The 14069-nt window shown below is 66.1% G+C and carries 11 protein-coding genes; 4 read left to right on the plus strand and 7 right to left on the minus strand.

What is annotated here, in order from left to right:
• Positions 1 to 13: 13 nt before the first annotated feature.
• Positions 14 to 610, minus strand: coding sequence for an MlaC/ttg2D family ABC transporter substrate-binding protein (locus U0034_RS25735; protein WP_085229373.1), 597 nt, complete (start codon positions 608 to 610; stop codon positions 14 to 16).
• A 354-nt stretch (positions 611 to 964) separates the two neighbouring features.
• Between U0034_RS25735 and hpnN the strand changes: the two genes are divergently transcribed.
• Both hpnN and U0034_RS25745 read left to right on the plus strand, forming a co-directional pair.
• Positions 965 to 3583: a hopanoid transporter HpnN gene (gene hpnN, locus U0034_RS25740; RefSeq protein ID WP_085229374.1), complete on the plus strand. Its 2619-nt coding sequence runs from the start codon at positions 965 to 967 to the stop codon at positions 3581 to 3583.
• An 18-nt stretch (positions 3584 to 3601) separates the two neighbouring features.
• Positions 3602 to 4480, plus strand: a complete 879-nt coding sequence (locus U0034_RS25745) for an MlaA family lipoprotein (RefSeq protein ID WP_085229446.1) — start codon at positions 3602 to 3604, stop codon at positions 4478 to 4480.
• Between the two features lie 91 nt (positions 4481 to 4571).
• Here U0034_RS25745 and U0034_RS25750 read toward each other — a convergent pair whose 3' ends face one another.
• From U0034_RS25750 to U0034_RS25775, 6 genes are all read right to left on the minus strand, one after another.
• Positions 4572 to 5267 (minus strand): phosphorylase, encoded by a 696-nt coding sequence (locus U0034_RS25750; RefSeq protein ID WP_085229375.1) that lies wholly within the window; start codon positions 5265 to 5267, stop codon positions 4572 to 4574.
• 2 nt (positions 5268 to 5269) lie between these two features.
• Positions 5270 to 7264: a squalene--hopene cyclase gene (shc, locus tag U0034_RS25755; RefSeq protein WP_085229376.1), complete on the minus strand. Its 1995-nt coding sequence runs from the start codon at positions 7262 to 7264 to the stop codon at positions 5270 to 5272.
• Between the two features lie 120 nt (positions 7265 to 7384).
• Entirely contained in the window at positions 7385 to 8233 is an 849-nt protein-coding gene (gene hpnD, locus U0034_RS25760) for a presqualene diphosphate synthase HpnD (RefSeq protein ID WP_085229377.1), read from the minus strand.
• 301 nt (positions 8234 to 8534) lie between these two features.
• Positions 8535 to 9476, minus strand: coding sequence for a sensor domain-containing diguanylate cyclase (locus U0034_RS25765; protein ID WP_085229378.1), 942 nt, complete (start codon positions 9474 to 9476; stop codon positions 8535 to 8537).
• Positions 9473 to 10096 carry a chemotaxis protein CheC gene (locus U0034_RS25770; RefSeq protein WP_085229379.1) on the minus strand — a complete coding sequence of 208 codons (624 nt, stop codon included), beginning with the start codon at positions 10094 to 10096 and terminating at the stop codon, positions 9473 to 9475. The genes U0034_RS25765 and U0034_RS25770 overlap by 4 nt, the downstream gene beginning before the upstream one ends.
• Complete coding sequence (locus tag U0034_RS25775) at positions 10089 to 10457, minus strand: response regulator (RefSeq protein ID WP_085229380.1); 369 nt, start codon at positions 10455 to 10457, stop codon at positions 10089 to 10091. Before U0034_RS25775 ends, U0034_RS25770 begins: the two co-directional genes overlap by 8 nt.
• Before the next feature lie 521 nt (positions 10458 to 10978).
• Here U0034_RS25775 and U0034_RS25780 point away from each other — a divergent pair.
• Together U0034_RS25780 and U0034_RS25785 are read left to right on the plus strand one after the other, a co-directional pair.
• Complete coding sequence (locus U0034_RS25780) at positions 10979 to 13231, plus strand: hybrid sensor histidine kinase/response regulator (RefSeq protein ID WP_085229382.1); 2253 nt, start codon at positions 10979 to 10981, stop codon at positions 13229 to 13231.
• Between the two features lie 53 nt (positions 13232 to 13284).
• Positions 13285 to 14040: a hypothetical protein gene (locus U0034_RS25785; RefSeq protein WP_085229383.1), complete on the plus strand. Its 756-nt coding sequence runs from the start codon at positions 13285 to 13287 to the stop codon at positions 14038 to 14040.
• Positions 14041 to 14069 lie beyond the last annotated feature (29 nt).

A 14069-nucleotide genomic window follows, 5' to 3' on the forward strand; every position in this document is an offset into this window, starting at 1 on the left:
ACAGCCGCCGGCGTCACTGCTCGCGTGCGTTGTGCTTCTTCAGGTAGTCGATGAGGCCGGGCACGCCGCCTTGTTGCAGTTGCGACTTGAACTGGCCCTGATAAACCTGAATCAGCCAAGCCCCCGACATGTCGATGTCGTAGATTTTCCAGGCGCCGTTCACCTTGCTCAGCCGATAGCCCACGGTCTGGCTATCGCCGGGCGTCGTTACCGTCGACATGACGAGCGCATCGTTGGCCGTGGCCGTGTCCTGCTTGAACGTGAACTTGGCATCCTGATTGCCCAATTGCGCAAGCGAGGCCGCATAGGTGCGCGTCATCAGCGTGCGGAACTGGTCGCTCAGCGCCTTTTGCTGCTCCGGCGTGGCCTGCTTGAAGGCCTCGCCAACGGCGATGCGCGCCGTGCGGTCGAAGTTGGTGGCCGGAATGAAGTTGTCCTGAACGATCTGCGTGATCTTGGGCAGATCGCCGCCCCGCGCGGCAGGATCCTTCTTCATGGCGTCGACCGTGCCGACAACCGCGTGCTTGACCACGTCGAGGGGCGCGCTTTGCGCATACGCCGCTGCGCTGACGAAGGCCGCGGCAAAAAAAGCAAACAAGTGACGTTTCATGGCAACCGAACTCGAATGTAAAAAGTGCAGGCCGGTGTCCCCAGGCATTCCCGCCGGGACTGCGGTCGTTGCGCAGTATACCGGGCCTCGCCCGGCCGCCGCCGCGATTGATACAGCTGCTTTCAAACGGATACGCGGCGATACCGTCCGCGCGCCAGCGCCCTGCCCGACGCGCCGGTACGGCGTGGATCGGGCGCGTCCCTGCGCCGCGCCCGCATTGTCCCTTCCGGCGGCGGCGCGGTCGCTACGAATTGCCGTAATCGCGCCTGCCAGCCCTTCGCCGACGGGCGAGCCGCGCGCGGGCCGGTATACTTGGGCGTTTTGCTTCTTCCGGCCTTTGCCGCCCCACCCTTCATGCTGACGCCCCTTATCGTTCGCCTCGTTGCCTGGTCCGTGCGCCGCCCCATCTGGGTCGTCGCGCTCGCCCTCGCGCTTGCCGTGGCGAGCAGCGTCTACGTCGCCCAGCACTTTCGCATCAACACGGACGTCAGCAAGCTGCTCGAAAACGAGCCGCAATGGTCCGCGCTCAGTGAAGCGGTCGATCGCGCTTTTCCGCAGCGAAGCCAGACGATTCTCGCCGTAGTCGAAGCACCCGCGCCCGAACTCGCGGACGCGGCCGCCGATGCGCTGGCCGCCGAACTCAAGAAGCCCCCCTACGCCAGCAAGGCGGGCGACGTGACGCAGCCAGGCGGCGGCCCGTTCTTCGAGCACAACGGCCTGCTCTTCGTCTCGCCCCGCACACTGGCGGGCACCACCTCGCAGTTGATCAGCGCCCGCCCGCTCGTCAATACCCTCGCCCACGATCCGAGCCTGACCGGTCTTGCCACGACGCTGTCCACCATGCTCGGCGTACCGCTGGAGTCGGGACAGGTGACGCTGCCGGGCCTCGCCACCCTGCACGGGCGCAGCGCCGATACGGTCGATGCCGTGCTCGCCGGCAAGCCGGCAGCGTTCTCATGGCGCGCACTAGTAGACGCCGATGCCGCGCGCCAGCCCGCGCGCGCCTTCGTCACGGTGAGCCCCGTCGTGAACTACGCGGCACTGCGCGCGGGAGAAGAGGCATCGGCGGCCATTCGCACCGCCGCGCAGGCCATCGATCTCAAGCGCCACTATGGCGCCGTCGTGCGGCTCACGGGCGAGCAGCCGCTCGCGGACGAGGAATTCGCCTCGGTCGAGGATGGCGCCATCGTCAACGGCATCGGCACGCTCGTGGTCGTGCTGGCGATCCTCTGGCTTGCCCTGCGCTCGAAACGGATGATCGGCGCGGTCTTCGTCACGCTCGCCGTCGGCCTGCCGATCACGGCGGCCTTGGGCCTCATGATGGTCGGCTCGCTGAACATGATCTCGGTCGCCTTCATGGTGCTTTTCGTCGGGCTCGGCGCGGATTTCGCGATCCAGTACGGCGTCAAGTACCGCGAGGAGCGCTACCGCGACGAACGGCTCGACCACGCGCTCGTGGGCGCCGCGCACTCGATGGGCATGCCGCTCACGCTCGCGGCGGCGGCCGTCGCGACGAGCTTCTTCTCGTTCCTGCCGACGGCTTTTCGCGGCGTGTCCGAGCTCGGCCTCATCGCCGGCGTGGGCATGATCGTCGCCTACTTCAGCACGATGACGCTGCTGCCCGCGCTGCTCAAGCTGCTCGCGCCGCCGGGCGAAGCGTCGCGGCCCGGCTTCGAGCGCCTCGCGCCGATCGACGACTATCTGCAAACGCATCGCAAGCCGATTCTGATCGGCACGCTCGTCGTAGTGATCGGCGCGTTGCCGCTGCTTGCGCGCCTGCACTTCGACTTCAATCCGCTCCACCTCAAGGATCCCACCACGGAGTCGATGGCCACGCTGCTCTCGCTCAAGGATTCGCCGGAGGCGTCGGTCAACGACGTGACGGTGCTCGCGCAAACGCTCACGGCCGCGCAGGCCACAGCGCAGCGGCTCGCGGCCTTGCCCGAGGTGGGCCGCGCGACGACGCTCGCCTCGTTCATCCCCGACAGCCAGCCCGAGAAGCTCGCATCGATCCGCGCGACGGCCGACGCCTTGCTGCCGGCCCTGACGCAGCCGGTCGCCCCCAAGGCGAGCGATGCTCAGCGAGTGGCCGCGCTCAAACGCGCATCGAATCAACTCGCCTACGCGGCGGAAGACCACCCGGGCCCCGGCGCGGGCGAGGCCAAGCACCTGTCCGAGTCGCTTGCCCGCCTCGCCGCGGCCGACCCCGCCGCGCGCGACCGCGCCGAAGCCGCGTTCTCCGAGCCGCTTCGGCTTGCGCTGCGCCAACTGGCGATGCTGCTGCAGCCGGCCACGATCACGCGCGAAACGCTGCCGCCCGAGATCGTCCGCCAATGGGTGGCACCGGACGGCCGCGCTCTCGTGCAGATCTCGCCGCGGGTGCCGCCCGGCGTCGATCCGGGCGACGACGTCATGCTGCGCCGTTTTGCGAATGCGGTGAAAAAAGCCGACCCGGGCGCCATCGGCGGGCCGATCTCGATCCTCCATTCGGCCAATACGATCATCAAGGCGTTCTTGCAGGCGGCAGTGCTCGCGGTGTTGTCGATCACGGTGCTGCTCTGGATCACGCTCGGCCGTTTCGGCGACGTCCTGCGCACGCTCGTGCCGCTGCTCGTCTCGGCGCTCGTGACGCTCGAGCTTTGCGTCGTGTTCGGCATGCCGTTGAATTTCGCCAATATCATCGCGTTGCCGCTGATGCTCGGCGTAGGCGTGGCGTTCAAGGTCTATTTCGTGATGGCGTGGCGTGCGGGGCAAACGAGCCTGCTTGCTTCGAGCCTCACGCACGCGGTGTTGTTCAGCGCAGCGACCACGGCCACGGCCTTCGGCAGCCTCTGGCTGTCGCACCACCCGGGCACCGCCAGCATGGGAAGGCTTCTCGCATTGGCGCTTTCGTGTACGCTCGTGGGCGCGGTGGTTTTCCAGCCGATATTGATGGGCAAACCGCGCGCCGAACGCGCGCCAGAAACAGATTAAAAAGTATTCATGGAAAAAATGCGGACTCTGGCCGCGGCGCTCGCCGCCGCGGCGCTATTTTCCGGCTGCGCGAGCGCACCGAACCGGACTGCGGGCGACCCCCTGGAGCCGATGAATCGCGCGGTCTTCCGGTTCAACGATGCCGTCGATCAGAGCCTCGCCGTGCCGATCGCGAAGGGCTATCAGAAAATCACGCCGCATCCGCTGCGCACGGCAATCAGCAACTTCTTCTCGAACCTGGGCGACCTCAGCAACATCGCCAACGAGCTGCTGCAGCTGAAAATCACCGATGCCACGCAGGATCTGATGCGTTTCACGATGAATACGACGTTCGGCATCGGCGGTCTCATCGATTTCGCGACGCTCGCGCGGCTGCCCAAGCACCATCAGGACTTCGGCCTCACGCTCGGCCGCTGGGGCGTGCCCTCCGGGCCCTACCTCGTACTGCCGGTATTCGGACCGAGCACGTTCCGCGACAGCGTCGGGCTCGCCGTCGACGTACGATTCAATCCGCTGAACTACATCGAGCCTTCGGCGCGCACGCCGCTCTACATTCTTCAATTCGTCAGCGCGCGCTCCGATATGCTCGGTGCCACGAACATCCTCCAGCAGGCCGCACTGGACAAATACTCGTTCGTGCGCGACGCCTATCTCCAGCAACGCCATTCGCGGCTCAACAGCGGCGGCGGCGCCGGTTCGCCGGCCTTGCCCGATTACGGCGACGACGACCAGGATTCGAGTCCCGCGCCGGCCGCCCCCGAAGCAGCAAGCGGCGCGGCGGGCGCCGAGCCTGCCTCGGGTGCGAAGCCCGCGGCAGCTACGACTACCGCAACGCCGGCTTCAGCCGCTCCGGATACGGCCAGTGCGCCGGCAGCGGCACCGCTGCCCGGCAACTGATCGACGATCGATCCCGAAGCATCCAGTAATCGAAAAAAGGGCGGCTCGTCGAAAGCCGCCCCACGCTTCGCAACCAAACGCGTCCAGCCCCTCACTCGAAGAAGCCCAGACCATCGCCGAGTACACGCCTTGCCGCCACGAGCGTCTTACGCGCCGCTCGCGCATCGGCGGCGAGGCGGATCAGATCGCGCAGTTGCCTCGGCGCACGGGCCAGTTCGGCCAGGATCGGCAGCAACGCGGTCGAGCCGTCATCGCGCAATCCGGCCATCGCCGCAGGCGGCAGCGAACGCCAGGCCGGGTCGACCACCACGCGGCATGCCGCGAACGGCAGCCCGCGCGTACCGGCCATCGCCGCCGCGATATGCGATTCCATGTCCACCGCAAGCGCTCCATGCGCCTGATTCAGCGCGCGCTTCGCCTCGACACCCGTCACGGCCTGCGCTACGGCAGCCAACGTGCCGCGGTGTATCGGAAACGTCGCGCCCGACGCAGCGAGCCGGTCCGCGATGCGTTCCGTCCACCGCGGATCGGCCTGCGTGCGGCCGAACGGACCATCGATCCGATCGGCGACGATGAGCGTGCCCGGCATCAGCCCGTCGGCCAGGCCGCCTGCCGTTCCGAAGCTGATGATGCCCGACGCGCCATCGGCCAGCGCCTCGGCAAGCGCCTGCTGGAGGAGGTCAGTCCGGGCCGCGTGAACCGTGCGCACGCCGGCTCCGCGCGCGATGCGCGCTTCGAACGCCATCCCCGTAACAGCAATGACGGGCACGGCTGCCCGCTCGATCATCGTCACAGCCCGACCGATACACGCACGCGCTTGTCGCGCTTGAGATTGCGATAGCGCGCCAGTGCCCAGAGCGGGAAGAACTTGCGGTAGCCGTGGTAGCGCAGGTAGAAGACACGCGGAAATCCCGTTGCCGTGAATCGCGTCTCGTCCCACAGCCCGTGCTCGCGCTGCGTACGCATCAGATAAGCGATGCCGCGCCCGACCGACGGGTGATCCACGACGCCTGCCGCCATGAGGCCAATGAGCGCCCATGAGGTCTGCGACGCGGTACTCGGCGCGCGCTCGTAGCCGCGATAGTCGAGCTTGTAGCTCGCGCCATCCTCGCCCCAGCCGCCATCCGGGTTCTGAATCGATATGAGCCACTGCGCGGCCCGCTGGACCCTTGCGTCATCGTGCGCGATGCCCGCCGCGTTGAGCGCACTCAGCGCCGTCCAGGTGCCGTAGATGTAGTTCATGCCCCAGCGGCCGTACCAACTGCCATCGGCTTCCTGCTCGGCGAGCATGTAATCGTACGCACGTCGCGCAGGCTCGCTCGTGCCCGGCATTTCGCCCAGTTGCGCGAGCATCGACAGGCAGCGGCCCGATACGTCGGCCGTCGGCGGATCGAGCAACGCGCCATGATCGGAAAACGGGATGTTGTTCAGGTAGTAATGCGTGTTCTCGGGCTCGAACGCGCCCCACCCGCCATTACTGCTCTGCATGCCGACCACCCACTCGCGCGCGCGGGCAATCGTTTCGCGGTAGAGCTCATCCGAGCCGGTCAGCTTCGCGGCCCGATCCATGGCCAGTACCACGACAGCCGTGTCGTCCACATCCGGGTAGTGCGGGTTCGCGTACTGGAACGCCCAGCCGCCGGGCCGCACATTCGGGCGTCGCGAGACCCAGTCGCCGCGTACGTCGAGGATCTGCAGCGGCCGCAGCCATTCGAGGCCGCGCAAGGCGGCCTGCTCGGCGCGCGGCAGCTCGGTTTCGAGCAGCGCATGCGCAGCGAGCGAGGTGTCCCATACCGGCGAAAGGCAGGGCTGGCAATAAGCCTCGTCCTCGCCCACCACCAGCAGTTTCTCGATCGAGGCACGCGCGATGGCACGATGAGGATGGTCGGGCGGGTAGCCGAGCGTGTCGTACATCATCACGGCATTGGCCATTGCCGGGAAAATCGCGCCGAGGCCGTCCTCGCCGTTCAGCCGTTCGTCGACGAACGCCACGGCCGCCCCGATGGCCCGATTGCGCGAATCCTTCGGAAAGAAGCGGTCGAGCGCGCGCAGGACCGTATCCACTGCACGGAACACGGCGAACCATCCGCGGTTCTGATGCGGCGCGCGCGGCAGAAGCCCGACGTCGGACGCAGTTCCGCGAAAGAGTTCGTCGATACGCACGCCACACGGATTGCGCGCTTGCGGCCGCCGCGCGTTGAGCACGAGCAACGGCACGATCACCGTGCGCGCCCAGTACGATACCTTCGAGAGATGAAACGGAAACCACTTCGGCAGCAGCGTGATTTCGACCGGCATCATCGGTACCGCACGCCACGGAATCACACCATAGAGCGCGAGCAGAATCCGCGTGAATACGTTGACGGCTTCCGCTCCGCCCGCCGCCAGGATCGCGCGGCGCGCGCGCTGCATGTGCTCGGCGTTTTCGGGTTCGCCCGCCATTTTCAGGGCGAAGTAGGCCTTCACGCTCGCGCTGACGTCGAGCGCGCCGTCGGTGAAGAGCGGCCAGCCGCCATCGGCGAGCTGAATGCGGCGCAGGTATCGGACGATCTTGCGCTCGAGCTCGACGTTCGGCGTTTCGCCGAGGTAATGCACGAGCAGGATGTATTCGGCGGGAATCGTCGAATCCGCCTCGAGTTCGTAGACCCAATGGCCGTCCGGATGCTGCGCCGCGAGAATCGCATCGGTCGCGCGGGCGATCGAGGTCTCGAGCGAATCGGCGAGCGGCTCACCCTTCGTCGCATCGAGCGGCGCCGCGGTAGCGGCTGCGGAAAAGTCGTTCATCGGCTATTGATCTGTTGGATTGAAAAGCACGGCCTGCCGCTTGCGTCGCGCGGCACGGCCTTCCAGCGAAATGGACGACGCGCCCGCGGCACGCCGGCACCGGCCCCTCTGCCCTTCTCGTCAGAAAAAGGCGTAGCGCGCAACGATCCACATCAGCCGCAGACGCGGCTTCGTCACGGGGGTGCGCGGCACATCGAAACCTCGCTCGAGCGTCCGCTCGAGCAAGCAGCGATAAACGCCCGACATGATACGCGGGGCGCGCACCGCCTTTTTCGGCGATGCGTCCATGATGGCATCCGCCTGCCGGAAATGTTCGAGCGCCCGCTCGGCCAGCGTCGCGCACACGCGCGGCAGCGAGGGGTCGTCTGCGATCTCCGCCGGATTCGTCGCGGCGATACCCTCGCGCGCAAGCAGCTCGCGCGGCAGATAGCACCGATTGATCGCGGCGTCCTCGTCGATGTCGCGCAAAATGTTCGTTAATTGAAGCGCGCGGCCGAGGTGATGCGACAACGCGCGCCCCGGCTCCTCCGACATCCCGAAAACTCTCACCGAAAGACGCCCCGCAGCACTCGCCACGCGGTCGCAATAAAGATCGAGCGTGGCCTCGTCGGGCGCACAGATATCGGCGGCCGCGTCCATCGCCATGCCGTCGATCATGGCGTGGAAATCCTCGCGGCGCAGATCGAACGTGCGGATGTGACGCGTAAGCGCCGCCAACACCGGCCGCGGCGCGCCGGCGTAGCAGGCGTCGATGTCTTCGCGCCAGCGCGTGAGCCCGGCGCTGCGTTCCGTGCGCGGCGCATCGCTGTCGGCAATGTCGTCCACCGCGCGGCAGAACGCGTAGATCTGGTACATCGCATCACGTTGCGCAGCCGGCAGGATGCGCATCGCCAGATAGAACGAGCTGCCCGAAGTCACGGCAGCGGCGTCGGTCTCTGGTTCTTCCGCGACGAGGTTTGATACGGCCAAGGCGAGCTCCGCTGTGGCGCCCTCATGGGCGATGGATGATCGATGCTGTCCAGGCGGCGCGCCGCGCTGGCACCAGGGCCTGTTCACGCCGATTGCAGGCTTGCGAACGTGCCTTGCCGGCCGCGCGGTGCAAGGAGCGAGGGGGCGCATAGCCACGGCCTATTGCGATGACGAACAACGCCGCGGTGCGCCGGCAACGCGCAAAAGTATACCAACGTTTCCTGGGCTCGGTCGGCAGATGGAACGACCGTACGAAACGCCACCTCCGCGCTAGGGATGCCGGCCCCGGCCGGCGCCCGTGTCAGCTCAGTGCCACGGAGCGATTGCGGCCCTGCCGCTTGGCACTGTAAAGGGCGGCGTCAGCCTCGTTGATGAGCACGTCATAGCTTGAAAGGCCGACGCGCGCCGCCGCACCGCCGACGCTCGCGGTCACCGGCACGCGAACGCCTTCGGCTTCCACCGGCGTATCGCCGATCGTCGTGCGGATCTTTTCGGCAACGAGCATGGCGTCGGCGAGCGGCGTGCAGGGCAAAAGCAGCGCGAACTCCTCGCCGCCGAAGCGCCCGAACACGTCCTGGGCCCGCACGGCACCGGCCACCCGCTGCGCCGTCACGCGCAGCACGGTATCGCCGACGGCATGACCGAAGCGGTCGTTGATGTCCTTGAAGTGGTCCAGATCGAAGAGCAGGACGGAAAACTCGCCGCCGTAGCGCTGCCAGCGCGAGAACTCGTCGCGCAGGCGCGCTTCGAAGAAACGACGGTTGGCGATGCCGGTCAGGCCATCGCGATTCGCGTACTCCTGCAGCTTCACCACGGCCTCTTCGCGCTCGCGCTGCATGACGCTCACGTGCGTGACGTCCGAGATCGTGACGCACACGGCCACGACGTCGCGCCCTCGCGTAAGCGGCATGAACGTACAGTCCTGCTGCATGAAGTCGACACCGCCGGTAATCGGGCGGTCATGGTCGAATTTGAACAGGTAGGGCCGCTGCTCCCAGGAACTGAAGGCGAAGCTGCCGAGCTGAAAGACGCTCTCCACCTTGCGCGTGAGCCACACGCGCGGCAACTCGGGAAAGCTCTCGAAGATGGATCGGCCGACCACCTGCTCGGCGGCAAGGCCGCTGTGGTCCTGCATGAACCGATTCCACATCAGCACGTTCATCGACCGGTCGAGCACGAAGATGCCGAAGCCGACACGTTCGATGACGAGGTCGCTCAGCGATTGCTCCATCGATGGATTCATAGGCTCGACAAGATGGTATTGAGCGCTTCGTGCATGCGTCGGATGGAATCCTCGGCCATCAACATGACCAGATGCGCGCGAAACGTCTGATCCTCGAGCGCGAAGTTGACCTCCAGCAGGAGGGCGACGCGCCATGCCAGCACGTCGGCCTGGAAGACGTCTTCGAGCGCGACGTTCTCGCCGAGGAGGCCGGGTGCGGAAAATACCGGCGTGCGGTCGAGCTGATTCATGATGCAAGAGACGCACGCGCCGGTCAGCACGTTGGCGACGTCGAACATGAGCTCCGTCTCGCTGACCGATTCGTAGGCGGAATGCACATAGGGGTCGTTGACGAGCGAGCAGAGACTGCCCACGCCGGCGCTGCGGCAGATGACGAGCGCCTCCCCCTTGATGTCCGAGCGGAACCCCTGGCGCACGGCGGTTACGCTCTCGTCGATCCCCGTCATCTCGCGCAGCGTCCGGGCGGCATCCTCCACGTTGACGACGCGCACGCGCGGCACCGAGAGTTCGATAAACGTATCGAGAAGGCCGGCAAGGCGCGTCGCGGCCTGGCCCATCGCCAGATTGGCGACTTCCTGCAACGCGTCGCGTTGCTCTTCGGTCAGGACGTGCTCATGCATACAACCCGTACTCCTTGAGGATGGGCAGCAATGCCTCGGGGGTCACGGGCTTGGCGACGAACGCCGCAGCGCCGAGCGCACGCACGCGCTCTTGCGCGAGAGGTTGGACGTCCGCCGACACGACGATCACGAATGTGTTGAGATCCTCATGCTGCAACGCCTCGAGCACCTGGTAGCCGTTCATGTCCGGCATCGTCAGATCGAGAAACATCACCGAAGCCCTTCCGGCCCGGTAAAGCGCAAGTGCCTCTCGTCCGTTCGATGCGTATGCGATATCGACGTCCCAGTCGGCCGGCAAGGCTTTCGTCAGAACCTTGCGGGCAAGCAGGGAATCATCGGCGATCACAATCGGCAAAGGCATGGCAAGTGCGACGAAAAACGAACAGTCTATGCCGAGTTAACGGCGGCTCGAAAACCTTCTTTAGCGAGAGGCGAGCGTGTGTCGACAGATTGCCACTGCGTCGAAAGCGCCCGCTTTCAGGATGTGCCCGGTGGCGGGCGGCAGGAGCAAGGCGCGGCTGGCGCGCGTCATCTCGTGGCGAAGCTTGCGCTTCGCATGCGCCGGATACGGCTTGGCGCATCTTGTCTCGTAAAAGTGAAGCGAAATTCTCTGGGCAAACAGGCGGAAAATCAACTCCCCCCATTTCGGTCGACCGAGCAAACGGCTTTGCCGTATGCCATATGAAGAAACGAATTATGCATTTTTTGCGCGTTTTGCGTAAATTATTCTTTTGTGTACGTTTGCGCTTCCGGATTCGTCGCTGATTTGGCACCGTGCGCGACCTCGCGCCCACGCGCTTCCGGGAAATCTTACGTCAGGTAACGAGACAACTCGCTTATGATTGAGACAGGCAAACGGTTCCTCACCCGGCTACATCCATCATGACGCGCCATCGGCTCGACCCACCCGAGGCAAACGAGCCCACGGGCTGGCAGGAGGACACGCCGTATCCAGCTGTACCCGAGCCCGACTTCGCCGTCAGACGAATCACCCTGATCGTACTGCTGGGCGCAGCCGTCGTGCTGCCGTTCCTCTACGCGGCCGCAACGGCCTATTCGGATTTCCGCACGCGGGTTTCAGCCGCCACCGACGCCACGACGCGCACCGTGCGCATTGCGGAAGAACATGCGCTGAAGGTCTTCGACCTGAACGAGACGCTCGACGCGCGCGTGGACGACCTCGTGCGCGGCCTCGGCGACGAGAAGATCCGCGCAGCCGAGGCGGATATTCACGACAAGCTGCAGCGTATCGGCGGCGGTTACCCGCAGGTAGCGTCGATATCGATCTTCGGGCCGCAGGGCATGCTCGTCGCGAACAGCCGCTATTACCCCGCCCCGCGTGCGTCGATCGCCGGGCGCGACGATTTCGTGGGCATCCGCGGCGGCCGCATTCTCGAACATGTCTCGAAGACGATGACATGGCACGCCGGCAGCGGCGAGGCGATCTTCAACACCGGCATCGCTCGCCACAATACCGACGGCTCGTTCGCGGGCCTGGTGTCGGTCGCGCTGCGGCGCTCCTATTTCGAATCGTTCTATCGCGAGTTGCTCGGTGCAGACAGCCGGGCGCTCACGATGTCGCTCGTGCGCGCGGATGGCGCCGTACTCGCCACCTACCCACCCCGCGCCGAAGCGGCACCGCCGCCGGCGCTCGTTTCCTCGCTCGAGGCGGGCGCGAAAGCAGGCGTGCTGCGCGTGGGGTCCTCGCCGGAAACGGGCAGCGGGGAGATTCTCGCGTTCCGGCGCGTGGGCGCGTACCCGGTCTATGTGACCTGCGCCTACAACGGTGCCGTAATCTGGGCCGACTGGTACCACCGGGCGGCGATTTTCGCGGCGTCGATCTTTGCACCGTCGATCGTGCTGTGGCTCGTGCTGGGGCTCTCGTTACGACGCTTGTCCGCCGAGGAAGCCGCCTGGATGCACTGGCAAGCCGAGGCCTCGATGCGGCGCTCGATCGAAACGGCTTACCGGCAGTCGCGCAAAATGGAAGCGCTCGGCAATCTGGTCGGCAGCGTTGCCCACGACTTCAACAATCTGCTGATGATCGTGGCCACGAACGTGCAGATAGCGAGGCGCCGTGGCGCGGCCAATATCGATCGCGAACTCGGCGCCATCGAGCGGGCGCTCAAGAGCGGCCAATCGTTGACGCGACAGTTGCTCGGGGTGGCGCGCAAGCAGCCCCTGCGTAACGAAACGATCGACCTGGCACGCTGGATGGCGGCGAGCCGCGAGTTGCTGAATGCCTCGCTTGGCGCAAAAGTGAGCCTCGTCATCGATATCCCGCCGCAAATCTGGCCGATCGAGGTCGACAACGCGGAACTGGAGCTCGCGCTCATCAATATCGCCGTGAACGCACGCGATGCGATGCCGAACGGTGGCCGCTTCGCGATTCGCGCGAACAACGTAAAACTCGAACGCGAAAGCGGATTCGCGCTCGCCGGTGAGTTCGTCCAGATTTCGCTGGAAGATACCGGCACGGGCATGTCCGCCGAAGTGCTCTCGCATGCGTTCGAGCCGCTATACACGACCAAGCCGCAGGGCATGGGCACCGGCCTCGGTCTGCCGCAGGTGTTCGCTTTTTGCGAGCGCTCCGGCGGGCTCGCCACCATCGAGAGCAAGCTCGGCGAAGGCACCGCCGTGCGTTTGTATTTGCCGCGCGCCAGCGCGCCGCCGCCCCCCGAGGCCGTGGCCGAACCGCGCACCGCCACGGCCGACGCCATCGGCGGCCTGCGGATGCTGCTGGTCGAAGACAACGATGAGGTGGCCGCCGGCACCGAGGCGCTGCTGCGCATGATGGGACACGAGGTAACCTGCGTCTTCAATGCCGATGCTGCGATGCAACTGCTCGAGAACGCTGCCGGTGGGCGTTTCGACGCGATCATTTCCGACATCCACATGCCGGGGACGAAAAACGGCATCGATCTTGCGGAGACTGCTCAGGCAATGGTGCCGCCGCTTCCTGTGATCCTGATCACGGGCTATGCGCAGGAACTGGACCGTGCACGGAATGTGAAGGCGCGTGTATTGTCCAAACCTTTCGATATTGCCGTCCTGGAAACGATGCTGCAGGGAATCCGCAGCGAGCGCGAGCAGAGCCTGCACGCCACGGGTACGACCGACGAGGGTGGAGTATAGGCGGCGCGCTCTTTGCACCGAAGGTCGGCAGGCTGCCGTACGAGGAGAGCATCATGCAACACACCGTTATAGCGTTCTTCGACACTCATGCCGAGGCCGAGGCCGCGCGCGCCGCATTGATCGGGGCCGGCCTTGCCGCGGAGCGCATCGCCATGCAGGCGCGGTGCGAGCCCACCTATGCCACGGATGCGACGACCGTTGCGGAACGACCCGCGGCGGAGGAAGGACTGCTGGCGAGCATCGAACGCTTTTTCGAATCGCTCTTCGCGAGCGCGCAACCCTCGCATGAAACGGCGCAGTATGCCGAGGCAGTACGCCGCGGCGCGGTCATGCTGAGCGTCGATGCTACCGACGACGCCCAGTGCGAACTGGCCCGCGCGACACTCGAGCGCACGGGCCCGATCGATATCGAAGAGCGGGCGGCAACCTGGCACGCCCCGAGCGACGAGGCGTTGCGCGAGCGCTCGCCGCTAGAGGAACTCGGCCTTCGCCGCGGCCGCGATGCGCGACAACGCGGGGCGGTGCGCAGCTATCCGCGCGACGAGGGAAGCGAAGTGAAGACCGGAGCGGCACAGGCGGGCGCGCAACCGATCAGCGAGGCGCAAGCCAATGCGATGGCGGCCGGTTGTGCCCCCGGGATGGGTGCCGTATTCGCCGCGAAGCGCGGCGCTGCAGCGGGAACGACCGATCAGGAGATGGACGCGGCAGCGGCAGCGCCATCTCCATCTCCGTCGCCGTCCGCCACGGTTCCTGACGAATATCTGCAGGGCGAAGAAGACTTCAGCGGGAAAAAGGAAAGCGGCGGCTAAGCGCGGCCGCCGGCTCGCGGGTAGCCCGC

This window comes from Trinickia caryophylli, from assembly GCF_034424545.1.
In the GTDB taxonomy this organism is placed as follows: Bacteria; Pseudomonadota; Gammaproteobacteria; order Burkholderiales; family Burkholderiaceae; genus Trinickia; species Trinickia caryophylli.

What these genes read in the sequence shown, in the direction of transcription:
- shc (WP_085229376.1), bottom strand. Translation starts at nt 7,264, where the DNA reads ATGAACGACTTTTCCGCAGCCGCTACCGCGGCGCCGCTCGATGCGACG.
- U0034_RS25775 (WP_085229380.1), bottom strand. Translation starts at nt 10,457, where the DNA reads ATGCCTTTGCCGATTGTGATCGCCGATGATTCCCTGCTTGCCCGCAAG.
- U0034_RS25770 (WP_085229379.1), bottom strand. Translation starts at nt 10,096, where the DNA reads ATGCATGAGCACGTCCTGACCGAAGAGCAACGCGACGCGTTGCAGGAA.
- U0034_RS25785 (WP_085229383.1), top strand. Translation starts at nt 13,285, where the DNA reads ATGCAACACACCGTTATAGCGTTCTTCGACACTCATGCCGAGGCCGAG.
- hpnN (WP_085229374.1), top strand. Translation starts at nt 965, where the DNA reads ATGCTGACGCCCCTTATCGTTCGCCTCGTTGCCTGGTCCGTGCGCCGC.
- U0034_RS25765 (WP_085229378.1), bottom strand. Translation starts at nt 9,476, where the DNA reads ATGAATCCATCGATGGAGCAATCGCTGAGCGACCTCGTCATCGAACGT.
- U0034_RS25745 (WP_085229446.1), top strand. Translation starts at nt 3,602, where the DNA reads ATGCGGACTCTGGCCGCGGCGCTCGCCGCCGCGGCGCTATTTTCCGGC.
- U0034_RS25735 (WP_085229373.1), bottom strand. Translation starts at nt 610, where the DNA reads ATGAAACGTCACTTGTTTGCTTTTTTTGCCGCGGCCTTCGTCAGCGCA.
- U0034_RS25780 (WP_085229382.1), top strand. Translation starts at nt 10,979, where the DNA reads ATGACGCGCCATCGGCTCGACCCACCCGAGGCAAACGAGCCCACGGGC.
- U0034_RS25750 (WP_085229375.1), bottom strand. Translation starts at nt 5,267, where the DNA reads ATGATCGAGCGGGCAGCCGTGCCCGTCATTGCTGTTACGGGGATGGCG.